The sequence below is a fragment of the Lentzea sp. CA-135723 genome (assembly GCF_050936595.1).
Lineage (GTDB): Bacteria > Actinomycetota > Actinomycetes > Mycobacteriales > Pseudonocardiaceae > Lentzea.
In genome coordinates, this window is the sequence record NZ_JBNJMK010000002.1 from 1,403,352 (window position 1) to 1,425,877 (window position 22,526).

The window sequence follows — 22,526 nt, forward strand, 5'->3', positions numbered from 1 at the left end:
GTCGCCCTACGGTAAAAGTGAATGACCATTTACGGAAACTGTGGAGGAGAGCATGACCACGAAGCTGCGCATCGCGTCGTCGCCCCACGAACCCGTGGCGGCGCTGCTCGACGGGCGCGTCGAGATCGACGGTGCCGAGACCGAGGTCTTCGTCGAGCCGCTGGCCTCGGACGTCTTCCGCCACCTGCTCGAAGGCCGCTACGACGTCTCCGAGCTGGGACTCACGTACTTCCTGAGGTCGTTCGACACCCCGGACGCGCCGTTCGTGGCGTTGCCGATCTTCCCGGCCCGCAACTTCCGGCACTCGGCGATGTTCGTGAACACCGACGCGGGGATCGCCGGTCCGGAGGACCTCGCGGGCAGGACGGTCGGCGAGTTCGGGCTGTACGGATCCGACCCCGGCGTGTGGCTCAAGGGGATCCTGCGCGACGAGCACGGCGTCGCGCCCGAGCGGTGCAGCTGGGTCATCGGCGGGACCGACCACCCGATCCCCGCGTTCGACTGGATCCCGCAGCCGGTTCCCAGCGGTGTGGACGTCCGGCACGCCGCCGACGGGCAGACGCTGGCCGCGATGCTGGAGTCCGGTGAGCTCGACGCCCTGCTGTCGGTCGACGTGCCGCGGTCGTTGCTGGACGGCACGACGAAGAAGATCGCCCGGCTGTTCCCCGACTACGAGACCGTCGAGCGCGACTACTACCGGCGCACCGGGATCTTCCCGCAGATGCACCTCGTCGCCGTTCGCCGCGAGCTCGCCGGCGAGACCGATCTGCTGCGGTCGATCTACCGGGCGTTCGCCGAGTCGAAGGAGATCGTCCAGCGGCAGTACCGGGAAGGCGCGAGGAAGCAGCACATGGAGGTGATCACGCCCTGGTTCAGCAGCCACTTCGCGGAGAACAGGGCGCTGCTGGGGGAGGACTGGTGGCCCTACGGGCTGGCCGCCAACCGGACGGCGATCGACACGTTCCTGCGCTACCACCACGAGCAGGGGCTCTCGCGGCGCCTGCTCACCAGCGAGGACATCTTCGCCCCCGCCCTGCTGGACACCTGATCGAGGACGTGCACCCGATGCTCGACATCGCGGTGACCGACCACGAGGGGCACGTGACCGCACCCTCGAAATGAGGTGCACCCCCGAATGGGGGTATACCCGGGGCGCGGACGCTCGCACCCTCTCGGACATGTCCAGTCACGACACCTACCGCGCGGCCCGCGACCTCATGCTCGCGGACCCGGACGCGTTCAGCTGGCCGAGCTTCGACGGCAGCTTCAACTGGGCGCACGACTGGTTCGACTTCATCGCCGAGGGCAACTCCGCCACCGCGTTGCACATCGTGGAGGAGGACGGCTCCGAGCGGGCCTACTCGTTCGACGAGCTGCGGCGCCGGTCGAACAGCGTCGCGCGGTGGCTCGCGTGGCACGGGGTCGGCAAGGGCGACAGCGTGATGATCATGCTCGGCAACCAGGTCGAGCTGTGGGAGTCGATGCTCGCGGTGATGAAGCTCGGCGCGGTGATCATGCCGACGACCACCGCGCTCGGGTCCGCCGACCTGGCCGACCGGCTGCACCGGGGTTCGGTCCGGCACGTCATCGCGCGCGTCGAGGACGCCGGCAAGTTCGAGGACGTGACCAAGCAGAAGGCCGACACGGTGCTGATCTCGGTCGGCGGGGCCGCTGCGGGCTGGCTGGACTACGCGGAGACGGCCGAGGCACCGGAGAACCCGTTGCCGCACCCCAAAACGCGGGCCGACGACCGGCTGCTGCTGTACTTCACGTCCGGCACGACCAGCCGGCCGAAGCTCGTCGAGCACACACAGGTGTCGTACCCGGTCGGGCACATGACGACCATGCACTGGATCGGCGTGAAGCCCGGCGACGTGCACCTCAACATCAGCTCGCCCGGCTGGGCCAAGCACGCCTGGAGCTGCTTCTTCGCGCCGTGGATCGCCGAGGCGACGATCTTCGTCTACAACTACGCGCGGTTCGACGCGGCCGCGTTGCTCGGGCAGATCCGGGCCAAGGGCGTCACGACGTTCTGCGCGCCGCCGACGGTGTGGCGGATGCTGATCAAGGCCGACCTCAGCGGAGGGCCCGGCTCGTTGCGCGAGGTCGTGGCCGCGGGGGAGCCGTTGAACCCCGAGGTGGTCGAGCAGGTCCGGCAGCAGTGGGGGCTCACGATCCGCGACGGGTTCGGGCAGACCGAGACGACGCTGTCGGTCGGCAACGTGCCGGGTGCCGCGGTGAAGCTGGGCTCGATGGGACGGCCGTTGCGGGGCGTTCCGGTGGTGCTGGTGGACCCGATCAGCGGCGAGCCGGCCGACGAAGGCGAGATCTGCGTCGACCTGGCGCAACGGCCCGTGTCGTTGATGGTCGGCTACCACGGGGACGAGGAGCGCAACGCCGAGGCGATGGCCGGCGGTTACTACCACACGGGCGACATCGCGAGCCGGGACGAGGACGGGTACCTCTTCTACATCGGGCGCACGGACGACGTGTTCAAGGCCTCGGACTACAAGATCTCGCCGTTCGAGCTGGAGAGCGTGGTGATCGAGCACCCGGCGGTGACCGAGGCGGCGGTCGTGCCCGCGCCCGATCCGCTCAGGCTGGCCGTGCCCAAGGCTTACGTGGCGTTGAGCGCGGGGTGGGAGCCGAGCCGCGAGACGGCGTTGCAGATCCTCAAGCACGCCCGGGAGAACCTGGCGCCGTTCCAGCGCATCCGGCGGCTGGAGTTCTTCGAGCTGCCGAAGACCGTGTCCGGCAAGATCCGGCGGGTCGACCTGCGCGAGCGCGAGGAGAAGGGCGTCGAGGGGACGGGGGAGTGGCGCGACGACCAGTTCCCCGAACTGCGGTCCTGAAGCGTCCGATCGAAGCTGATCGACACTGGCGTGGCGGGACGATCGCTGGAAACGTGAGGTGCTCACCACAGCAGGGAGCATCCGCATGGTCCGCAAGATCTCAGGTCGCCCGGCGGTGATCACCGGGGCCGCCTCCGGCATCGGCCGCAGTCTCGCCCGGCGGCTTTCCCGGCACGGCTCACCGGTCGTCATCGCCGACGTGGACGAGATCGGCCTGGAGGAGACCGCCGCGTCGCTGAACGGCCCGGTGCTCAGCCGCATCCTCGACGTCCGCGACGCCGACGACGTGCACCGGTTCGCCAAGGAGGTGCAGGACTGGCTGGACCTGCCGCTCGCGGCCGTGTTCAACAACGCGGGCGTCGCCACGTCCACGACCGTGCTGAACTCCGTGGCGGAGGACGACTCCTGGCTGTTCGACATCAACTACTGGGGTGTCGTCAACGGCACGCGGGCGTTCCTGCCGCAGCTGGTGAAGCAGAACTACGGCGTCGTCGTGAACACCTCCAGCTGCTTCGGCCTCCTCGGCATGCCGAAGCAGAGTGCTTACTGCGCCGCGAAGTTCGCCGTCCGCGGCTTCACCGACTCGCTGCGCCAGGAGCTGCGCGGCACCGGCGTCTCCGCGGTCACCGTGCACCCCGGCGGCATCAAGACCAACATCATCCGCAACGGCCGCATCCACGCCGAGCTCGACGAGCTGGGCCGGTCGCGGGACCAGATCGAGGCCGACTTCGACCGGATCGCCCTGACCACGCCGGACAAGGCCGCCGAGATCATCCACCGCGGCGTCGAACGCGGGAAGGCGCGCGTGCTGGTCGGGCCGGACGCGTACCTGTTCGACCTGCTGTCCCGCATCGCGCCCACGTCGTACTTCGCCGTCATGGCGCGTCTGTACCAGCGGTGAGGCATGATCCACCGCATGGTCTCCTCGGCGGTGGTGCGGCGAACCGAGCAGTGGTTCGTCCGGCAGGGCGCGCCGACGATGATCGAGGGCTACGGCTTCCGCTCGCACGTGCTGCCGCGGATGATGCCCGCGCTGACGTTCGTGGCCGTCGGCAGCTTCGCGTGGCTGGTGTTGCAGCAGTCCAGCGGCCTGTCGCGCGGTCTGCTGCTCGGCGTGATCGTCGCGGTCATGGTCGCGGCGTGGGTGCTGCTCTCGGTGTTCGTGCGGCGGTTGCCCGAGTTCTCGGCGCGCACGACCGTGCTGGTGCTGGCGGTGTACGCGGCGATCCCGATCGTCACGCCGTTGGGGCAGTACTTCATGGAGATCAAGTTCCGGGCACCGGACGGTGACGACTACGCCGAACCGGTGTGGGGCGCGCTGATCTGGTTCGTGGTCGTCTACGGGCTGGCGTTCGTGGCGACGATGCTCGCCACGACGTACGGGCTGGGGGCGTTGCTCAAGGCGGCGATCCGGCACGTGATCGCGGACCTGCGCAACAGCGTGCACCTGCTGGGGCGTGCGTTGCCGCCGATGCTGTTCGTGACGCTGTTCCTGTTCTTCACCGGTGAGCTGTGGCAGGCGATGAACAAGCTGCCGTGGCCGCGGGTCAGCCTCGTGGTGCTGCTGTTCGCCGCGATCACCGTGCTCGCGGCCGCCGCCCGGCTGCGCGACGAGATCGGCCGCGTCGAGCAGGACCTGCGCCCGGAGATCCTCACCGGCGCGTGCAGGGGCACCCCGCTGGCGGACGTCGAGATCACCGAACCGTTGCCGCCCAGGAAGCTGAACGGCCGGCAGAACCGCAACCTGCTGGTGATGCTCGCGATCCGGCAGCTGGTGCAGGCCGCGGTGATCGGGCTGGCGCTGTTCGCGTTCTTCGTGGTCCTCGGCCTGATCGTGGTCACGCCCGAGATCGCCGAGCAGTGGATCGGCGAACCCGCGAAGTCGTCGTGGCTCGGTGTGCCGCAGGCGATGCTGCGCAACGCCACGCTGTTCGCGGCGTTCGGCAGCATGTACTTCTCGGTGACCTCGATGAGCGACGCCGAGCACCGGCGGCAGTTCTTCGCGCCGGTGCTGGAGAAGGTCGAACGGACGCTGGAGGTCCGCGCGGTGTACCTGAGCGTCAGGGAACGGGCTGAGGCCTGAGGTCCTTCGACGGCGGGGCACCGAACTGGCGGCGGTACTCGCGGCTGAACTGCGACGGGCTGTCGTAGCCGACCCGGTGGCTCACGCTCGTCACGTCCCGGTTCGTCGCGAGCAGCAACCTGGCCTCCTGCAACCGGATCTGCTTCTGGAACTGGATCGGGCTCATCGCCGTGACGGCCTGGAAGTTGCGGTAGAACGCCGACTCGCTCATCCCCGCGATCCGCGCGACGTTCTCGACCTTGAACGACTCGGCGTAGTTCTCCCGGATCCACCGCACGGCACGGGAGATGTGGCTCAGGCCGCTGTCCTGCGTTCCCAGTTCGCGGACGGCCGCGCCCTGCTCGCCGGTCATGACCCGCCAGAGGATCTCCTGCTTGATCAACGGGGCGAGCGCCCTGGCGTCGCGCGGGGAGTCCAGCAGCCGGGCGAGCCGGGTGACCGCGTCGATCAGCTCGGGGGAGGCGGTGCTGACGGCCAGACCCTCCGGGATGCCCGCGGGCTTCGGCACGTCGTTGGTGAGGAGCAGCTCGGCGACCCGGTCCGGGTGCAGGACCAGGCCGAGGCCGAGCGCGGGTTCGTCGGGGCTGATGTCGACGTAGTTGCCGGTGATCGGCATGTCGATCGAGGCGACCAGGTACTGGCCCGCGCGGTAGTCGTACACGCGCTCACCTAAGGCGATGCGTTTGCGGCCTTGCGCGACGAACGCGAGGATCGTGCCGGACATGGCCGGTGCTGGCCGGCTGCCCGTGGTCGTCCGCGACACCAGCACGTCGTCGATGATCGAGGTCATGTCCTGGCGGGCGTGCTTGGTGATCAGCGCGCGAAGTTCGTCCACGTTCCCGATGGTCTCTCCCGGTGGGACCATCGGGCAAGTCAGTCGACGAACGTGAGCGCCTCGCCGAGCGGTTTGCGGGTCAGGTCCGGGACCTCGCAGTCGCCGGCCGGGTAGCCGATCGGGAAGAGGATGTACGGGCGTTCGCCTTCGCGGCCGAGCATCTCGCTCAGGAACGCCATCGGGTTCGGCGTGTGGGTGAGGGTGGCGAGGCCCATCGAGTGCAGCGCGGCGATGAAGAATCCGCACGCGATGCCGACGCTTTCGTTGGTGTAGTAGGTCTTCTTGCCGTTCTGCTGCTTCTGCGCGAACGCGACCACGAGCCAGGGCGCGATCTCCAGGAACTCCTTGGTCGCGTCGGTCTCCAGATGAGCCAGCGCCGCGTGCCACTCGGGCAGTTCGCGCTCGTGGTAGAAGCGGTGCTCCTCTTCTTCTGCCGCCGCACGGATCCGTGACTTCAGCTCGGCGTTGCGGGTGGCGACGAACCGCCAGGGTTGCTGGTGCGCGCCGCTGGGCGCGGTGTTCGCGGCTTTGACGGCGAGCTCGATCGCCTCGGCCGGCACCGGGTCCGGGGAGAACCAGCGCACGGACCTGCGGGCGTCGAGCAGCTCGTGGAACCGCCTGCCGCGGCCGAGTCCCTCGTCGATCGGCAGTCGCTGTGGCGTGTACGGGATGAACGGGTGCCGGTGTGGTCTCACGCTTTCCGACGATGCCCGCCGGCGATTCTTTTGGCCAGCTCAAGTTTCTCGTGGCAGTTATAAGCTCAGCTCATGAATCTGCCCAACGTGACGGTGCGGCAGCTGGAGTACCTGATCGCGGTGGCCGAGACCGGGTCGGTGACGGCCGCCGCGGCACGCTGCCACGTCTCGCAGGGCGCGATCTCGTTGGCGTTGAGCGAACTCGAACGCGCGTTGGACCTGCGGCTCGTCGTCCGCTCACCCCGTCGCGGCGCCGCGCTGACGGCGGCGGGCACGCGGGTGCTGGCCGACGCCCGGCGCGTGGTCGGGGCGATGGGCGACCTCGGGGCGGAGGCACGCGGGTTGAGCCAGCAGGTCAGCGGCGTGCTGACGGTCGGCTGCTACGCGCCGATCGCGCCGTTCCACCTGCCGGCGGCGATCGCGACGTTCGAGCGCGCGCACCCGGACGTGTCGGTGCGGTTCGTGGAGGGCAGCCTGCCGGAGATCGGCGAGGACCTGGTCTCCGGCAGGTGCGAGGTCGCGTTCCTCTACGACCAGGACCTGGTGCCGGGCATCGCCACGACCCCGTTGTACGACCAGGCGCCTCGCGTGCTGCTGCCCGCGGACCACCGGCTGCGCCGCCGTCGTGCCGTGGCGTTGCGGGAACTCGCCGGTGATCCGTTCGTGCTGCTCGACGTGGCGCCGAGCGAGCGGTACTTCCGGTCGGTGTTCGCGGCGGCCGGGGTGGAGATGGTGGTGACGCACCGGGCGCGCAGCTTCGAGCTGGCGAGGTCGTTGGTGGCGCGGGGGATCGGCTACTCGATCACCGTGCAGCAACCGGCCGTGACCTCGTCGTACGAGGGGCTGGAGGTGGTGACCGTGCCGTTGCGCGACGACGTGCCCACCACACCTGTGGTGCTCGGCTGGGCGCGCGGCGGGGCGTTGACGCGCCGCGCGCAAGCGTTCGCCGAGCACTGCGTCTCGTTGTTCGGAGGCTAGATCGCCTGGGCGATGGCGATGTTGCCCGCCAGCCGGTCACCCGCCTCGTAGATCATGTACTCGCGGCCCTGGTAGGTGCCGAACGACGGCGCCGCGGCCCTGCCGTTGTCCGGTGAGCCGGACAGCGAGTCGTGGAAGACGCCGAGGTGGTTGCGCTTGCTGAAGTCCTTGCCCACCTCGGTGATGAGGATGTTGCCGCCGCTGCCCTTGTCGGTGTTGTAGACGACGTAGACGCTGTCGTTGCGGAACAGCAGGTGCGGGCCGCCGACGTTGACCGCGCCGACGTCCTGGTGCCGGATGAGCGGGGTCTGCGAGAACGTCCAGTCGCGGGCGTTGGCCGACCAGCCCCAGCCGATGTCGCGGTGGTTGGTGGTGTTGTTGAGCATGAAGACCATGACGTACCGGGCGCCGCGCGCGGTCAGGTCGTGGCGGAACACCCTGGCGTAGGAGGTCTCGGTGGTGCCGGCGGGCTGCAGGCGGGTGGACAGGACCTCCTTCTCGTAGGAGAAGTGGATGCCGTCGGCGGAGCTGGCGAGGCGGGTGACCGTGTTCTCGCCGTGGAAGTACAGGTACATGCGCTTCACGTCGTCGTTCCACATCGCGTGCGGCGACGACACGTGCGACACGGAGTACTCGCCGGGCCAGTTGCGCGTGATGATCGGGTTGCCGGCGTACTCGGTGAACTCCTCGTCGAGCGTGTTCGCGTACGCCAGGCAGATTCCGCCCGGTGCGTCGTGCGGCGCGTAGTAGAGGTAGTAGGCGGCGAGGGCGCCGGAGATCCGATCCTTTGTGCCGCGAATGGTCGGGAAGATCAGCTCGCCGGTCGGGTTGTAGCGGAGTTTGTTCTTGACGAGGGCGAGCCTGCGGTAGCGGTAGTCGGGGAATCCCGCCGGGGCGGCGACGGCGGGGGTGGCGGCTCCTGCCAGCAGGGCCGCGCTCGCGGTGCCGAGCAGAAGTTGACGGCGGGTCGGTGCCATGGGTGCTCCTTCGCTCAGGGGTGATTTCGGACCGTAGGGCCGCCGGAGCGTCGAAACAAGGCTGTAATACGAATTATCAGTTCTGGGTTCGGTCGGCGGCTCCGGTCGCCGGGGTGCGGGCGGGCGGCGTGCCGGGGCGTGCGTGGCATTACTCTTCTTTTTCTGTTTTGCCAATCGGTGAATTCCTAGAATCTGCTGGTTCTGCCCGGAAGAAGTCGGCGGTAAGGTCCAGACCAGTTGGTCATCCGCTCGGAGACGAATCCCGGGGGAGGACGTCGAATGACGAACCCTGGTCTGCTCGACGGAATCCGGCGCAGGCGACAGGAATTGGTGCGCGGCGGCCGGTGGAACGAGGCGGACGAGCTCGCGGGCGACGCCGTGCCGGGGTGCGACCCGGCCGCCCTCGCCTATCTGCCCGGCAGTCCCGGCGGGGGTGCCGATCCGGCCGTGTTCCGCGCGGTGCAGGCGGTCCACCGCGGCACGGGCCGGGCCGAGGCGGTGAGGGTCGCGCGGAGTGCGTTGGAGACGGTGCTCGACCCCGGCACGTTCTGGCAGGCCGTCACGGTGCTGTTGCACGCCGGCGAGGTCGCGGAGGCGCACCGGCACTGGTTCGCGGGAGGCGACGACCTGCTCGGCGGGCGGATCATGGTGCTGCGCGGCGATCCCCGTGCCGCGGTCCGGCTGTTGACCGGGGGCCGGGGCGTGGCGGTCGCCTGGCTGGTGCTGGCGCTGACCGAGCTCGGTGAGTTCGACCGGGCGAGCGCCCTGCTGGCCGACCAGCCGGACGGGGCCGAGGTGTGCTTCGCGCGTGGCCGGTTGGCGCTGGCGCAGGGGCGGAGCGCGGCGGCGCTGGACGAGTTCCTGGACTGCGGGCGGCGGCTCGCGGCCTGGGGCGTGGTCAACCCGGCGGTGCTGCCGTGGCGGTCGTCGGCCGCTCTCGCCGCCGCCGACCTCGGCGATCTCGTGCTCGCGCGGGTGCTCGCCGAGAAGGACCTCGTCGCCGCCCGGCGGTGGGGTGCGCGGCGGGGGATCGGCCTCGCCCTGCACGCGGCCGCGCTGGCCCGCGGCGGGGACGACCTGCTGCTGGAGGAGGCGCTGACGGTGCTGGGAGAGACCACGGCCGACGCGTTGCGGGCGCGGCACGACCTGGCGCAGCTGCTGCTCGCGCGCGGTGAGGTCGATCGTGCCCGCAAACACTCGCGACGGCTGCGCGAGGCCGCGTTCAGTCCACAGTGGATCGAAGTGGCGGACGCGCTGGCCGCCAGGCTGTTGCGCAACGACGGCGAGTCGGCGTTGAGCGGGCAGGAACGCCGGATCGCCCTGCTGGCGAGGGCCGGGCGGTCGAACCGGGAGATCGCCGGCGAGCTGGGGCTCACGCTGCGGACGGTCGAGTTCCACCTCACCGCCGTCTACCGCAAGATGGGGGTGGCGGGGAGACCGGGGCTGCGCCGGGCGTTCGTCCCCACGGCGTGAGAGCGTGCGAACTCGCCGTGGGGCTGGTCGCGGCGGGCGAGAACTGGCCGGACGCGGTCCAGGCGGCCGAGCACGCGCTGGCCGATCCCGTGTGCCGCGGGAGCGCGTCGTGCGTGTCGAAAGCGTTGGGGGCGTTGGTCTGCGCCGGTGAGCTCGTGGTCGCCGACGCGCACAGCATCGCGGTGCTCGACGAGAGCCCGGACGACCGCGCGCTGGCCGAGCACGTGCTGCTCGTCCGGGCCCAGGTCGCGCGCCGCACCGGCGACCTGACGAGGTGCGCCGCGCTGCTGGAGGCGTTGCGGGACAACGGTGCCGAGGACGGGATCCGGCCGGAGGTGCTGTTCTGGTCGGTGGAGGTGCTCGTCGCGCTCGGTGAGCCCAGGGCGGCCGAGGCGGTGCTGCGCGGCCACGGCGGGTCCGGTGCGTTGCTGCTCGCGGCCGAGGCCGTGGTGGCGATGGCCGCTGGACGTCCGGACGACGCGCTGACGGCCCACCTCGCGTTCGGACAGGCCACCGGTGTCGTCAACCCCGCCGTGCTGCCCTGGCGCGCCTGGGCTTCGCGTGCCGCGCTGGCGTGCGGCGACACCGGCCTGGCCTGTCGCCTCGCGGCGGAGGAACACGCCGCGGCGTGCCGGTGGGGTGAGCCGCGTGCCCTCGGGACGAGTCTCGCGGCGGTGGCGGCGTGCTCGTCCGGCGGCGAGGCCCTGGTGGCGTACGAACGGGCGATCCGGTTGCTGGAACTGGCGCACGCCAGGGCGGAGCTCGCACACGTGCTGTGCGACTACGCCGACCACCTGACCGCACAGGGCAAGCAGGCGGGGGAGATCTACGACCGGGCACGGGCCACGGCACTCGACATCGGCCACGAGGTGCTCGTGCGGCGCTGCGGGACCGTGCGTGGCGAGGCGCCCGCGCTGACCCCAGTCGAGACGGAGGTCGTCCGGCTGGTGCGGGCGGGCCTCGCCAACCGGGAGGTCGCGGCACGGCTCGCCATGGCCACGCGGACCGTCGAACTACACCTGACCAGGGTCTACCGCAAGCTCGGGCTGTCCGGGCGGCGGGAGCTGAGGACCTTGCGGACCCACCGTGGTGCCTCGGACGGCTTCCCCGCGTGATCGTGGAGTCCTGACTCCGGTGCCGCTACGCCGGAGGCGCGGGAAGGGAGCTCTCGGATGCTCGCACGACCACTCGGCCGCTGGGCCTCGGCGTTGTTCGCACTCGCGTTCGTGCTCGGGGCCTTGACGCCTTCGGCGAACGCGGCGGTCGACCACACCGTCACGCTGGTCAACAACACCGGCCAGACGATCTGGGTCGGCAGCCAGGTCAACGCGGACGGCTCCAAGGCGTTGACGTACCTGCCGACGCTGCAGAACGGCCAGTCCGCGACGGTCACGATCCCGGAGACCGCCGCCCCCGGCCACTGGCGCGGCACGTTCTTCGCCCGCCAGGGCTGCACCGGGACGCCGGGCTCGAACTTCCGCTGCGCGGTCGGCGACTGCGGGGTCCAGGCCGCCCGGTGCGTCACCGGCGAGCAGCCCGCGAGCCTCGCCGAGTTCAACTTCGACACCCGCGACCGGCTGGCGCCCTGGTACAACGTCAGCTACGTCAACGCGTTCTCCGTGCCGGTGTCCATCTCCGCCGTGAACGCGAGCCCGCCACCGGGTTCCACGTCCTGCGGCACCGCCGGGTGCACCGAGAACCTGCTGCCCCGCTGCAACCCCGCGTACGTCAAGTACCTGAACGGCAAGCGGGTCAACTGCGTCAACCCGAACCGCGACGCGCCGACGGACTACAGCAACACCATCAAATCGCGCTGCCCCAAGGCCTACGCGTGGTCCAAACAGGACACCGAGCCGGGCAACCAGACCGTGTTCCAGTGCGCGAACTGCAGCGGTTTCAAGGTCACGTTCCACTCCGTGGCCTGAGCGTTTTCCCATCCCTGAAAGGAAAACCATGAAGTCCACCCTGAAGGCGCTCGGCGTCCTGGCGTCGGCGGCGGTCGTGTCGTTCGTCTTCTCCGGCACCGCCTCGGCCGTGAGCGGCACCTCCAGCTGGTACAACGACGCGGGCTACGGCGCGTGCGGCACCAAGATCAACGCGGCGACGGAACTGCTGGTCGCGGCCCCCGCCGCGCTGTGGACGACGCCCAACCCGAACAACGACCCGCTGTGCCGCAAGTCGATCAGGGTCACCCACAACGGCAAGACGATCACCGTGCCGATCAGGGACAAGTGCCCGAGCTGCGGGAGCAACAAGATCGACCTGAGCCGCCCCGCGTTCGCCAAGCTGGCCAACCCCGACGTGGGCATCATCAACGTGACCTGGCAGATCGTCTGATGCGCACGTCCCTGCTCGCCGCCACGACCCTCGCCCTGGCGGCCACCCTCGCACCGCAGGCCTCCGCGGCCACCGTCCAGCAGGACGTCATCGCCCTCACGAACGCCGAACGGGCCAAGGCGGGCTGTGCGGCGGTGAAGGCGAACGCCGCCCTGAACACCGCGGCCCAGCGCCACTCCGCGGACATGGCGTCGCACAACTTCATGGGCCACACGGGTTCGGACGGCAGCACGGTGGTCGTCCGGATCGAACGGGCGGGCTACACCCGCTGGACCAGGGCCGCCGAGAACGTCGCCGCCGGTCACACGACCGCCGCCGCCGTCGTGCGGGGCTGGATGAACAGCGCCGGGCACCGCGCGAACATCCTCAACTGCGCGCTGAAGGACATCGGCGTCGGCTACCAGTACAAGGCGGGCACGAAGTACGGCCACTACTGGACGCAGGACTTCGGCACCCGCTGACGTCAGCCGAGCAGCGCGGCGAAGCTCCTGGCGAACAGGTACGCGTCGCCCGGCCAGCGCGCCGACACGTAGTTGCCGTCCCGCACCACGAAGGCGGGCCCGTCGTCGGTGGCCGTACCCCGGTCGCTCAGCTCGACGGGCCCGCGTTCGAACACCGCGCCCGACGCCGTGACCTCGTCCTGCACGTACGCGGGATACGTCCGGTAGTACCGCCCGCGCCGCCACGCCGTGGCGAGGTAGGCCGTCCGCTCCATGTACTTGGGCAGGCACGTCGTCCGCCGCCCGCCGAGCACCCCGGCGCGCGCCAGCACCAGCACGCCGTGGCAGATCGCGCCCACCGGCCGTTCCAGCGCCCAGAACCCCTTGACGACCTGCTGGAGCTCCGCCGAACCCAGGTACTGGCGCATCCCCGGCGCGTGCCCGCCCGGCAGGACCAGCCCGTCGAACTCCTCCGGCACCACCGACCCCCAGGCGACCGGCGCGCGGTAGGCGGGGTCGTCGAGCAGCTGCCGGTAGAACTCCTTCGGCTCGGCCTCGGCGCCGAGCCTGCCGAACAGCACGCCCGTCAGCAGCAGCGGGTCGGCCTGAGGCGCCGCGCCGCCGCGTTCGGTCGCGAAGACGACCTCGTGGCCCGCGTCGGTGAGCAGGCGCCAGGGCACCGCCACCTCGGTGACGTCGAAGTCCTGGTCGGGGAGGGGGAGCAGCACTCGCACGGATCCGATCCTGCCACCCGCGGGACTGATACGTTGCCTGGTGGTCGGGTCGCTGAAGATCCAGCGCCCAGCGAGAAGGGTTGGCTCGATGAGCTTGCTGCGCAGCTACGTGTCGGGTGGGTGGCACACGCCAACGGTCGAGGGCGCGCCGTTGCACGACGCCGTGACCGGTGAGGAGATCGCGCGGATCTCGTCGGCGGGCGTCGACATGGGCGCGGCGCTGCGGTACGGGCGCGAGGTCGGCGGGCCGGCGCTGCGCGAGCTCACGTTCCACCAGCGGGCGCAGCTGCTCAAGGCGCTGGGGCTCTACCTCAAGGAGCACAAGGCCGAGCTGTACGCGCTGTCGGCGCGGTCGGGCGCGACCAAGTCCGACTCGTGGATCGACATCGACGGCGGGTTCGGCGTGCTGCTCGGGTACGCGTCGAAGGCCAAGCGCGAGCTGCCCAACGACAAGGTCTACGTCGACGGGCCGGTCGAGCCGCTCGGCCGTGGCGGCACGTTCGTCGGCCAGCACATCTGCACGCCGCTGCGAGGCGTCGCGGTGCAGATCAACGCCTTCAACTTCCCCATGTGGGGGCCGCTTGAGAAGTTCGCGCCCGCGTTCATCGCCGGGGTGCCGTCGCTGATCAAGCCCGCGTCCCAGACGGCCTACGTGACCGAGAAGATGGTCGAGCTGATGCTCGCCTCCGGGCTGCTGCCAGAGGGGTCGTTGCAGCTGGTCTGCGGGTCGGCTGGCGACCTGCTCGACCACCTGACGCCGCAGGACCTCGTCGGGTTCACCGGCTCGGCGTCCACCGCCCAGCACCTGCGCACGCACCAGGCCGTGATCCGGTCGTCCGTGCGGTTCAACGCCGAGGCCGACTCGCTCAACTGCTCGATCCTCGGGCCGGACGCGGTCGCCGGCACGCCCGAGTTCGACCTGTTCGTCGGGCAGCTGGTGGCCGAGATGACGACCAAGGCCGGGCAGAAGTGCACGGCGATCCGGCGCGCGCTGGTGCCCGCGTCGCTGGTGGACGCGGTGGCCGAGGCGACGGCCGCGAAGCTGGCCGAGGTGGTGATCGGCAACCCCGCCGACAAGTCGGTGAAGATGGGCGCGCTGGCCGGGCTGGAGCAGCGCGAGGAGGTGCTGCGCTCGCTGAAGGCGTTGCGGGAGAACGCCTCCGTGGTCTACGGCGACGGTGCTCTGTCGCTTGTGGACGCGGACGCCGAGCGTGGCGCGTTCATGTCGCCGATGCTGCTCCGCGCCGCCGCCGACGCCGTGCAGCCGCACGAGGTCGAGGCGTTCGGACCGGTGTCGACGTTGATGCCGTACGACAGCGTGGACGACGCCGTGGAACTCGCCGCGCGGGGTGCCGGATCGCTGGTCGGCTCGATCGTCTCCGCCGACACGGACTTCGTGCGCGACGTCGTGATCGGCGTGGCGCCGTGGCACGGCCGGTTGCTCGTGCTCGACCGCGAGGACGCGGGGGAGTCGACGGGCCACGGTTCGCCGTTGCCGATGCTCGTGCACGGCGGTCCCGGCCGTGCCGGTGGCGGTGAGGAGATGGGCGGCATGCGCGGCGTGCTGCACCACATGCAGCGCACGGCCGTGCAGGGCAGCCCGCGCGCGTTGGGTGCCATCACGAACCGCTGGGTCACGGGCGCGCCCCGGACCGAGGACGCCGTGCACCCGTTCCGCAAGACGCTGGCCGAGCTGAAGATCGGTGACACGGTCACGGCGGGCCCGCGCGAGGTGACGATGGAGGACATCGAGCACTTCGCGTCGTTCACCGGCGACACGTTCTACGCGCACATGGACGAGGAAGCGGCCGCGGCCAACCCGTTCTTCGGCGGCAGGGTCGCGCACGGCTACCTGGTGGTGTCGTTCGCCGCCGGTCTGTTCGTCTCGCCGGAGCCTGGTCCGGTGCTCGCCAACTACGGGCTGGAGAACCTGCGGTTCGTCACGCCGACGTTCCCCGGCGACCAGCTGACCGTGACGCTGACGGTCAAGCAGATCACGCCGCGCGAGGATCAGGAGTACGGCGAGGTCCGCTGGGACGCCGACGTCACGAACCAGAAGGGCGAGTCGGTCGCGAAGTACGACGTCCTGACGCTGGTCGCGAAGAGCTAGTGGCGCGTCTCGGAACGTCGACGAGGTGATCCACGCGATGCACCCGTCTGACCGCGCATTCCCCCGGCAACGTTCCGAGCCACACCACTAGCGGGGTTCCTTGCGGGGGAGGGGCCGGGTCGCCGGTCCCTCCAGCACCGTGCCGTCGACGTCGAACCGCGACCCGTGGCACGGGCAGTCCCAGCTGTGTTCGGCGGCGTTGAACCGCACCAGGCAGCCGAGGTGCGTGCACCGCAACGACACCCCGTGCAGCTGTCCGTGCTCGTCGCGGTAGACCCCGGTCTTGCCGAGCCCGTCGCGGATGACGTGCGCGTGCCCCTTCGGCAGGTTCTCGCTGGACGTGGCGTCGGCCGGCACGACCCGGTCGCCGACCAGCTGGGTGGCGACCTCGGCGTTCTTCTTGACCAACGTCGGCAGCGACCCCAGCGACAGCCGGTGCGGGCTGAAGCGGTCCGCCAGCTCGTTCGGCTTGCCCGTCACCAGGTCCGCCAGCAGTGCCGCCGCGAACGTGCCGCTGGTCAGACCCCACTTCATGTAGCCGGTGGCGGTGAAGACCGTGGTGTTGCCCGGGGTGTAGCTCCCGATCATCGGCAGGTGGTCGTAGGCCGTCGGGTCCTGCGCCGACCAGCGGTGCGTGATCTCCTCGACCTGCCAGTGCTCGCGCGCGAACTCCTCCAGCCTGCGGAACGGCTCGACGGCGGGCTTGCCGGTCGGGTGGCTCTGCCCGGCGAGGATCAGCTTGTCCTCGTGCGCCGAGATGGACCACGACGGGCTGCCCGTGCTGATCGCGAGCGCCTGCGTCGGCGCGTGCACGCGTGCGGCGATGCAGTACGCGCGGGTGAGTTCGAGGCGCGGGAAGTACAGACCTCGGTCCAGCGTCGGGTAGTGGGTGGCGATCACGACCTTCCCGGCCGTGACCTGGCCGTCCTCTGTGGACACCGTGTGGCCGCTGACGTCCGTGACGCGGCTGTGCTCGAAGATCCGGCTGCCGTCGCCGTCGATCGCCTCGGCGAGGCCCAGCAGGTACTTCACGGGGTGCAGCGCGATCTGGTCGTCGAGCCAGACCGCCGCGTGCACGGGGAACGGCAGGTCGACGTTCCTGGCGTCGCGCACCGGCAGCCCGGCGTGGCGGGCGTTGATCAGCTCCTTGGCGACGTCGCTCACCTCGTCCTCGGTGTACGCGTACGTGACGGCGGGGGAGCGGCGCAGGTCGCAGTCGATCTCGCGCGCCAGCTCGGCGACCTGGGCGACGGCGGACACGGACGCGGTGGCGTAGTCGGTGGCGGCGGCCAGGCCGTGCCTGCTCCGGATCTGCGAGTACACAGTGGACTGGAGCGCGGTGACCTTGGCGGTGTTGTTGCCGGACACGCCCGAGGCCACCCGGTCGGCCTCCAGCACGGCGACGTTCAGGCCGCGGCGCTTGAGCAGGAGCGCGGTGGTCAGGCCGGTGATGCCTCCGCCGACCACGGCCACGTCGAAGGCGTGCCCGCCGGACAGCGGCGGGCGGGGCTCCCGCGGGAGGGCGGTGAGCCAGAGGGACTGGTCGGCGGTGGTGGTCATGGCGCGCGGATACCCCGCTTCAGAACGGGTATGCGAAGGGCATGAACAAGCACCGCGTCGTCGTTGTCGGAGGTGGGTTCGGCGGGCTGGGCGTGGTCCGCGGGCTCAAGCGCGCGGACGTCCAGGTCACCCTGGTCGACCGCACCAACCACCACCTGTTCCAGCCGTTGCTCTACCAGGTGGCGACGGCGTTGCTGCCCGCCGGTGACATCGCTCCGGCGTTCCGCGCGATCCTGCGCAAACAACGCAACGCGCACGTCCTGCTCGGCGAGGTGACCGGGTTCGACACGGCGGGCAAGCGCGTGTTCGTCGACCTGCCGGACGGCACCTCGCGGCACGTCGAGTACGACACGCTGGTCGTGGCGGCGGGGTCGAGGGACAGCTACTTCGGTCACGACGAGTGGGCAGAGTCCGCGCCGCCGATGAAGACCCTCGAACAGGCCGTCGGTCTGCGGTCGAGGCTGCTCAGGGCGTTCGAGACGGCCGTGGTGGCGGACGACCCGAAGCAGTGGCTGTCGTTCGCCGTCGTGGGGGCGGGGCCGACCGGGGTGGAGCTGGCCGGGCAGATCGCCGACCTGGCGCGCCGTGCGTTGAAGGGGCAGTTCCGCGAGATCGATCCCCGCGACGTGCGGATCACGTTGCTCGACGCCGTGCCGCACGTGCTGCCGCCGTTCTCCGCCGAACTGCGCGAGCACGCCCGCGTGAAGCTCGAACGGCTCGGCGTGACCGTGATGACCAGCGCGATGGTCGACCGCATCGACGCCGAGGGCCTGACCACCAAGGACGGCGACCGCGTCGAGGCGCGCACGATCATCTGGGCCGCCGGGGTCCAGGCCTCGCCGCTGGCCCGCGAGCTCGCCGAGGCGACCGGTGCCGAGACCGACCGCAAGGGCCGGATCGTCGTGAACCCCGCCGACTGCTCCGTCACCGACGACGTGTTCGCGCTCGGCGACATGGTCAACCTCGACGACCTGCCGGGCATCGCGGAGCCCGCCCTGCAGGAGGGCCACCACGTCGCCCGCGTGATCAAGGCCCGGCTGAACGGGCGCCGCGCCAAGCCGTTCCGCTACCTCGACCTGGGCACGATGGCCACCATCTCGCCCGGTGACGCCGTCGCGGACATCAAGAAGCTGCGCCTGCGGGGCGTCATCGGCAAGGCGGCCTGGGCGGTCGTGCACATCGCGTTCCTGGTGGGCTGGCGCAACCGGCTCGCCGTGCTCACGCAGTGGTGCTGGAACCTCGTCACCGGCCGCCGCGCGCAGCCGATCATCCTGGAGCCGATTCGGGCGATAGTGCGGAAATAGCGGCCGCCTCTAGCGTCCACGACGGAAGCCGAAGGCTGGTTCGGTTCTCTCCGTGGTGGACAAGCGGAAGTGGACGTATGTCGAACCTGGTTAACCAACTCCCCGTCGAGGTCGTGCGCTGGCCGGTGGACGCGGCGGCAAGAGAGGCGTGCCACCGGAGCGGGACCTTGTGCCTGCTGGTGCTGGAGAAGAACGTGCCCGCCCCGGTCCTCACCGACATGCGCGAGGACTGGGTCCGCGCGCCGGTCCCGCACCAGGACCTGGCCGTGCGCATCGCCATGCTCAGGGCACGGGCGGCCCGCTACGCCGTCCCGGAACTGGACATGGCGGGCATCCTGCGGTTCCGCACGCGTTCGGTCGTGCTCTCCCCGACCGAACGGGCGCTGGTGGCCGAACTGCTGCGGCGCTTCCGCTCCCTCACCACCCGGGACGACCTGCTGCTCTGCCTCCCGACCAAGGACGGCGACACCAGCAACGCCCTCCACCTGCACATAATGCGGCTGCGCAGGCGCATAGCCCCGCTCGGCCTGGTCATCAAGACCCTCTGGAACCAGGGCTACCAGCTGGGCCCGGCAGGGCCTTGACACGTTTGACGGTGGGTACTCCCCGGTCGTGAACACCGAGCTGCTGGGCATCTACCTCAACGACCACCTGGCCGGCGCCGCGGCGGGCACAGAACTGGCCCGCCGCGTCAGCCGCACCCACCCGGAGCTGCGCGTCCTCGCCGACGACATCGAGGCGGACCGCAAGGAACTCCTCGACGTCATGCGCGCGGCGGGCGTCGAGTCACGCCCGCACAAGGAAGCCCTGGGCTGGCTGACCGAGAAGGCGGGCAGGCTCAAGCTCAACGGCAGGCTGCTGGGTCGCTCCCCGCTGAGCGACGTCCTGGAGCTCGAGACCCTCCGCGTCGGCATCGAGGGCAAAGCCGCCCTCTGGCGCACGCTCCGCCACCTCGGCACCTTCGACGAGACCCGCCTCGAACGCCTCGCCGGCCGGGCCGAGAGCCAGGCGACCCTGGTCGACCAGTACCGCCTGGGCCTGGCCCCCAAGGCGTTCAACTCCCCGCACGTGTCCGGTGTGGACGTCGAACGCACCTTCACCGTGGCCACCACCCCGGAAAGCGTCACCGAGTACCTGCGCGACTTCTCCCGCACCGAGCAGTGGGACCCTGGCACCGTCACCTGCACCCGCCTCGACACGGGCCCGGTGGCCGTGGGTTCCCGCTGGCGCAACGTCTCCCAGTTCCTCGGCCGCAAGACCGAGCTGGTCTACGAGCTCACCCGCGACGACACCACGGGCCTGCAGTTCGTGGGGCGCAACGACACCGCGACCTCGACCGACGACATCTCGATCACGCCCGGCCCGACCCCCGGCACGACGAGGATCGGCTACCACGCTCACGTGGAGTTCAACGGCCTCGCGAAGCTGGGCGCGCCGGTGGCGAAGCTCGCGATGGAGAAGCTGGGCACGGACACCGAGCGGAGCCTGATCCGCGTCCTCGGCGCGGTCCACTGACCGGCCCCGTCCGGTAAAGGCGGAGGAAAAACGCAGGTCAGCCGCGATTCCGCCGTCAGCAGCGTGATCCCTAGACTCCCTCGGGCCGGTGTGCTGAGCCAGGTCCTTCCTCCTGCCGCCCCCGGCCAGGACACAGAGGGAGTACTGGGGTGTTCGAGAACAACGTCACCAGGCGCGGCTTCGTCACGGGCGCGGCAGCCGTAGCCGGACTCGCGGGCCTGTCCACCATCGCACCGGCCCTGGCGAACGCCGCTCCGGGCGCCGCACCCGACCCCGCCCGGTCCGCCGACCAGCACACGCCGGCCGAGATCCAGGCCGCCGAGGTCGGTGCACTCGCGATGATGACGTTCCAGAAGATCGACGGCACGCCCGTCTACTACTGGCGTTCCAACCGCGGCAACACGACCGCGCGCAACTGGCAGGCCACCGACGCCTTCTACAACGCCCTGGTCGCCTGGGTGCGCGACCTGCGTTCGCTCTCGTCGAGCTACGGGTCGATCAGCTACATCGTGTCGGCCGGGTTCTACGTCGACAAGCCCGGTCAGCACGGCGCGGGCACGGCGATGGACCTCGACCACGTGCGGTGGTCCAACGGGAACGTCACCTCGCCGCTCGACCAGCACCACGCGTCCGGCACGGCCGCGCTGCGCAAGCGTTACCTGGCAACGGAAGCGGTGTGCCGGCGGCGGTTCCGGTACGTGCTGGACGGCTGGTACAACGCCGACCACCGCGACCACATCCACTCCGACTTCGGCGGCATGCCGGTGCGCGTGCTGAAGGACTCCGAGGCGGACACCAAGTTCGTGCAGGGCACGTGCAACAACTTCCGGGCGTCCGGGCTCGCGATCGACGGCATCTGGGGGCCGGCCACGACGAGCGCGTTCAACGGGCTCAAGTCGGCGCTCGGCGTGACCGGTGACCCGCACACCAGCACCGCCGTGTGGCAGGGAATGCTGTCGAAGATCGCGACCAAGGGCTTCGCGAACCAGAACATCTGACAGCACGCGGAACCAGCAAGGCCGGAGCCGACACGGGCTCCGGCCTTGCTGTGCGAGGGCTGTCAGTTCGGCAGGACGGGCGCGGCTACTTCGGGCACTTCTTCCAGGCGAAGTGGTAGACGGTCTCGATCGAGCCGTCGGTCGAGTCCATCGCCATGAAGCTGGTCTTCTTCGGGTCCGAGGTGCCCTTGTCCACGCGCAGCTCGGTGTTGATGTTGAAGTTCCGCTTCGCGCCGCACGGGTGGTAGATGATCGACGCCACGTCGGTCTTGTGCGTGACCTGCCAGTCGTCGCTCAGGGCGCCGTTCCAGGTCTTGGTGCGCTGGTCGGTGTCCGACATCCCCTGGAAGTAGTAGCTCGCCTTCTGCGTTCCCTTGGCCCCGCGTTCCAGGTGGGCGAAACCTCTGTAGTCGGCCTGCGCGATGCCGAACGTGAATCCGCCGGGAACGTTGACCTTCAGGTTCAGCTGGCAGTTCTTCCGGAAATCGGTCGGCCGCGAATCCGGGCCCACCTGGGCCATGTAGTCGCTGTAGGTGACCGTGAACGCCTTGTTGTCGGGGGAGACGGCGACGGCGGCCGTGCCTGCTCGGCAGCCGGAGCCGTTGACCGTGACGACGTCGATCGTGATCTGGCCCGTCGGGGGCGGATCCGCGACCGGGGGAATGACGATGGTGGACAGAGCCAGGCCGGCTGCGGCCAGCACACTGATCATGGGAATGCCTTTCCGAATGTGCGACGACGTTCGGGCGGGCGGCGTGGTACGAGACCGTATCGGAAAGGATGTTGACGAACCGTCCGCCAACCAGAGCAACATCGCCGGACGTTCGCGCCGGTGAATGCGGTCCGACTATTTGTCACTTTTCGCGGTCAATCGGTCACTGAGGCAACAAGGCCCAGGGGCACCTCGTCGGTGAATTGCCGTCCGTACCACCAGAACGGCATCAAGAAACTCGATGACAGGGCCGCACGAGAATGTAACACGCCTCGAACGGAGCAGAGGCCGGGCAAAGTTCCGGAAATCAATTCGTGAAGCGTCCACCGAGGGAACCCCGCGAACACGCGAAAGGCGCGCCCACTGATGGACGCGCCCTTGCGGGTGAAGCTGGAAGATCTAGCGCTGACCGTTGCCCATCGAGCCACCGAGCCCGAACAGGATGCGCTGGATGAGCTCCGGATCGACGTCCGGCTCGTCGCCCAGCGCCTCGGCCGCCGGGGAACGGCGCTTCTCGCGGCGCGGCAGCGGCACCGCGTTCGCGTTCACGCCGGTCGGCAGCGCCAGTTCGCACCAGATGAGCTTGATGCCGCCGGCCAGCTGCAGCTCGCCGGTGCGCAGGTCAGGGGAGGTCGGCGGCATGATGAACCGCGCGGCCTCCAACTCGACGACCAGGTAGTCGCCACTGAGTCGCAGTCGCAGCGTGATCAGCCGCGACGTCTTGGGATCGGCCGACTCCACGGCGGCCTCGACCAGCGCACAGGCGACGGCCGAGCACTCCGCGGTCATGTTGCGCAGGCGCCACTCCCCGAGGGTGAAGCGCACGAACAGATCCGCGCAGTTCACCGCGGTGGGCAGCGCGATGAGTGTCAGGTCGTCGACCTGGGCGGTCTGGGCGTTCGCCTGCATGCTGCCTCCGTTTC

At 70.1% G+C, this 22,526-nt stretch carries 22 protein-coding genes; 15 read left to right on the forward strand and 7 right to left on the reverse strand.

The genetic code is table 11. The features are described from left to right. Positions 1-52 precede the first annotated feature (52 nt). The 4 genes from ACQEU1_RS42515 (at position 53) to ACQEU1_RS42530 (ending at position 4,935) form a co-directional block, all read left to right on the forward strand. Positions 53-1,048, forward strand: a complete 996-nt coding sequence (locus ACQEU1_RS42515) for a 4,5-dihydroxyphthalate decarboxylase (RefSeq protein WP_433215642.1) — start codon at positions 53-55, stop codon at positions 1,046-1,048. A 130-nt stretch (positions 1,049-1,178) separates the two neighbouring features. Continuing rightward, complete coding sequence (locus tag ACQEU1_RS42520) at positions 1,179-2,852, forward strand: AMP-binding protein (RefSeq protein WP_433215645.1); 1,674 nt, start codon at positions 1,179-1,181, stop codon at positions 2,850-2,852. 85 nt (positions 2,853-2,937) lie between these two features. Beyond that, positions 2,938-3,753, forward strand: a complete 816-nt coding sequence (locus ACQEU1_RS42525) for an SDR family NAD(P)-dependent oxidoreductase (RefSeq protein ID WP_433215648.1) — start codon at positions 2,938-2,940, stop codon at positions 3,751-3,753. 3 nt (positions 3,754-3,756) lie between these two features. Then, a complete protein-coding gene (locus tag ACQEU1_RS42530; RefSeq protein WP_433215651.1) occupies positions 3,757-4,935 on the forward strand; it encodes a hypothetical protein in 1,179 nt (392 codons plus the stop codon). Here ACQEU1_RS42530 and ACQEU1_RS42535 read toward each other — a convergent pair. After that, entirely contained in the window at positions 4,913-5,770 is an 858-nt protein-coding gene (locus tag ACQEU1_RS42535) for an AraC family transcriptional regulator (RefSeq protein WP_433215653.1), read from the reverse strand. The two genes, ACQEU1_RS42530 and ACQEU1_RS42535, sit on opposite strands and share 23 nt — an antisense overlap. Positions 5,771-5,808: 38 nt before the next feature. Next, positions 5,809-6,465 (reverse strand): nitroreductase family protein, encoded by a 657-nt coding sequence (locus ACQEU1_RS42540; protein WP_433215656.1) that lies wholly within the window; start codon positions 6,463-6,465, stop codon positions 5,809-5,811. 72 nt (positions 6,466-6,537) lie between these two features. Here ACQEU1_RS42540 and ACQEU1_RS42545 point away from each other — a divergent pair, with 72 nt between their 5' ends. Continuing rightward, the gene (locus tag ACQEU1_RS42545) at positions 6,538-7,443 is read left to right on the forward strand and encodes a LysR family transcriptional regulator (protein ID WP_433215659.1); all 906 of its coding nucleotides are present in this window, start codon (positions 6,538-6,540) and stop codon (positions 7,441-7,443) included. Here ACQEU1_RS42545 and ACQEU1_RS42550 read toward each other — a convergent pair. Further along, positions 7,440-8,420, reverse strand: coding sequence for a hypothetical protein (locus ACQEU1_RS42550; protein ID WP_433215662.1), 981 nt, complete (start codon positions 8,418-8,420; stop codon positions 7,440-7,442). The genes ACQEU1_RS42545 and ACQEU1_RS42550 overlap by 4 nt on opposite strands. Before the next feature lie 279 nt (positions 8,421-8,699). On the opposite strand from ACQEU1_RS42550, the gene ACQEU1_RS42555 reads away from it, so the two are divergent. The 5 genes from ACQEU1_RS42555 to ACQEU1_RS42575 are packed head-to-tail and all read left to right on the forward strand — an operon-like array spanning position 8,700 to position 12,691. Further along, positions 8,700-9,893, forward strand: coding sequence for a LuxR C-terminal-related transcriptional regulator (locus tag ACQEU1_RS42555; protein ID WP_433215665.1), 1,194 nt, complete (start codon positions 8,700-8,702; stop codon positions 9,891-9,893). Next, on the forward strand, positions 9,890-11,008 hold the full coding sequence (locus ACQEU1_RS42560; RefSeq protein ID WP_433215668.1) for a helix-turn-helix transcriptional regulator: 1,119 nt from the start codon (positions 9,890-9,892) through the stop codon (positions 11,006-11,008). Before ACQEU1_RS42555 ends, ACQEU1_RS42560 begins: the two co-directional genes overlap by 4 nt. 57 nt (positions 11,009-11,065) lie before the next feature. Next, complete coding sequence (locus ACQEU1_RS42565; RefSeq protein ID WP_433215671.1) at positions 11,066-11,818, forward strand: thaumatin family protein; 753 nt, start codon at positions 11,066-11,068, stop codon at positions 11,816-11,818. 28 nt (positions 11,819-11,846) lie between these two features. Further along, positions 11,847-12,230, forward strand: coding sequence for a cysteine/serine endopeptidase inhibitor (locus tag ACQEU1_RS42570; protein ID WP_433215674.1), 384 nt, complete (start codon positions 11,847-11,849; stop codon positions 12,228-12,230). Beyond that, positions 12,230-12,691, forward strand: coding sequence for a CAP domain-containing protein (locus tag ACQEU1_RS42575; protein WP_433215677.1), 462 nt, complete (start codon positions 12,230-12,232; stop codon positions 12,689-12,691). Before ACQEU1_RS42570 ends, ACQEU1_RS42575 begins: the two co-directional genes overlap by 1 nt. Positions 12,692-12,693: 2 nt before the next feature. Here the strand turns inward: ACQEU1_RS42575 and ACQEU1_RS42580 are convergent, their stop codons facing one another. After that, on the reverse strand, positions 12,694-13,404 hold the full coding sequence (locus ACQEU1_RS42580) for a type 1 glutamine amidotransferase domain-containing protein (RefSeq protein ID WP_433215680.1): 711 nt from the start codon (positions 13,402-13,404) through the stop codon (positions 12,694-12,696). Between the two features lie 88 nt (positions 13,405-13,492). Between ACQEU1_RS42580 and paaZ the strand changes: the two genes are divergently transcribed. Next, positions 13,493-15,514, forward strand: coding sequence for a phenylacetic acid degradation bifunctional protein PaaZ (gene paaZ / locus ACQEU1_RS42585; protein WP_433215683.1), 2,022 nt, complete (start codon positions 13,493-13,495; stop codon positions 15,512-15,514). An 87-nt stretch (positions 15,515-15,601) separates the two neighbouring features. On the opposite strand, the gene ACQEU1_RS42590 is transcribed toward paaZ, so the two are convergent. Then, complete coding sequence (locus tag ACQEU1_RS42590; protein WP_433215686.1) at positions 15,602-17,074, reverse strand: FAD-dependent oxidoreductase; 1,473 nt, start codon at positions 17,072-17,074, stop codon at positions 15,602-15,604. A 41-nt stretch (positions 17,075-17,115) separates the two neighbouring features. Between ACQEU1_RS42590 and ACQEU1_RS42595 the strand changes: the two genes are divergently transcribed. The 4 genes from ACQEU1_RS42595 to ACQEU1_RS42610 all read left to right on the forward strand — a co-directional run bounded on the left by ACQEU1_RS42595 (position 17,116) and on the right by ACQEU1_RS42610 (position 20,891). Next, on the forward strand, positions 17,116-18,378 hold the full coding sequence (locus ACQEU1_RS42595) for an NAD(P)/FAD-dependent oxidoreductase (protein ID WP_433215689.1): 1,263 nt from the start codon (positions 17,116-17,118) through the stop codon (positions 18,376-18,378). A 77-nt stretch (positions 18,379-18,455) separates the two neighbouring features. Continuing rightward, entirely contained in the window at positions 18,456-18,962 is a 507-nt protein-coding gene (locus ACQEU1_RS42600) for a helix-turn-helix domain-containing protein (protein WP_433215692.1), read from the forward strand. A gap of 28 nt (positions 18,963-18,990) precedes the next feature. Continuing rightward, on the forward strand, positions 18,991-19,893 hold the full coding sequence (locus ACQEU1_RS42605; RefSeq protein WP_433215695.1) for an SRPBCC family protein: 903 nt from the start codon (positions 18,991-18,993) through the stop codon (positions 19,891-19,893). A gap of 149 nt (positions 19,894-20,042) precedes the next feature. Beyond that, positions 20,043-20,891 (forward strand): extensin family protein, encoded by an 849-nt coding sequence (locus tag ACQEU1_RS42610; RefSeq protein ID WP_433215698.1) that lies wholly within the window; start codon positions 20,043-20,045, stop codon positions 20,889-20,891. 85 nt (positions 20,892-20,976) lie between these two features. Here ACQEU1_RS42610 and ACQEU1_RS42615 read toward each other — a convergent pair whose 3' ends face one another. Both ACQEU1_RS42615 and ACQEU1_RS42620 read right to left on the reverse strand, forming a co-directional pair. After that, complete coding sequence (locus ACQEU1_RS42615; RefSeq protein WP_433215701.1) at positions 20,977-21,603, reverse strand: DUF4360 domain-containing protein; 627 nt, start codon at positions 21,601-21,603, stop codon at positions 20,977-20,979. Between the two features lie 399 nt (positions 21,604-22,002). Then, entirely contained in the window at positions 22,003-22,512 is a 510-nt protein-coding gene (locus ACQEU1_RS42620; protein WP_285631014.1) for an ATP-binding protein, read from the reverse strand. Positions 22,513-22,526: the final 14 nt, after the last annotated feature.

Coding starts and splice junctions, on each gene's coding strand:
- ACQEU1_RS42595 (WP_433215689.1), top strand. CDS start 17,116: ATGAACAAGCACCGCGTCGTCGTTGTCGGAGGTGGGTTCGGCGGGCTG.
- ACQEU1_RS42590 (WP_433215686.1), bottom strand. CDS start 17,074: ATGACCACCACCGCCGACCAGTCCCTCTGGCTCACCGCCCTCCCGCGG.
- ACQEU1_RS42615 (WP_433215701.1), bottom strand. CDS start 21,603: ATGATCAGTGTGCTGGCCGCAGCCGGCCTGGCTCTGTCCACCATCGTC.
- ACQEU1_RS42600 (WP_433215692.1), top strand. CDS start 18,456: ATGTCGAACCTGGTTAACCAACTCCCCGTCGAGGTCGTGCGCTGGCCG.
- ACQEU1_RS42515 (WP_433215642.1), top strand. CDS start 53: ATGACCACGAAGCTGCGCATCGCGTCGTCGCCCCACGAACCCGTGGCG.
- ACQEU1_RS42520 (WP_433215645.1), top strand. CDS start 1,179: ATGTCCAGTCACGACACCTACCGCGCGGCCCGCGACCTCATGCTCGCG.
- ACQEU1_RS42555 (WP_433215665.1), top strand. CDS start 8,700: ATGACGAACCCTGGTCTGCTCGACGGAATCCGGCGCAGGCGACAGGAA.
- ACQEU1_RS42575 (WP_433215677.1), top strand. CDS start 12,230: ATGCGCACGTCCCTGCTCGCCGCCACGACCCTCGCCCTGGCGGCCACC.
- ACQEU1_RS42530 (WP_433215651.1), top strand. CDS start 3,757: ATGATCCACCGCATGGTCTCCTCGGCGGTGGTGCGGCGAACCGAGCAG.
- ACQEU1_RS42550 (WP_433215662.1), bottom strand. CDS start 8,420: ATGGCACCGACCCGCCGTCAACTTCTGCTCGGCACCGCGAGCGCGGCC.
- ACQEU1_RS42620 (WP_285631014.1), bottom strand. CDS start 22,512: ATGCAGGCGAACGCCCAGACCGCCCAGGTCGACGACCTGACACTCATC.
- ACQEU1_RS42565 (WP_433215671.1), top strand. CDS start 11,066: ATGCTCGCACGACCACTCGGCCGCTGGGCCTCGGCGTTGTTCGCACTC.
- ACQEU1_RS42570 (WP_433215674.1), top strand. CDS start 11,847: ATGAAGTCCACCCTGAAGGCGCTCGGCGTCCTGGCGTCGGCGGCGGTC.
- ACQEU1_RS42525 (WP_433215648.1), top strand. CDS start 2,938: ATGGTCCGCAAGATCTCAGGTCGCCCGGCGGTGATCACCGGGGCCGCC.
- ACQEU1_RS42545 (WP_433215659.1), top strand. CDS start 6,538: ATGAATCTGCCCAACGTGACGGTGCGGCAGCTGGAGTACCTGATCGCG.
- paaZ (WP_433215683.1), top strand. CDS start 13,493: ATGAGCTTGCTGCGCAGCTACGTGTCGGGTGGGTGGCACACGCCAACG.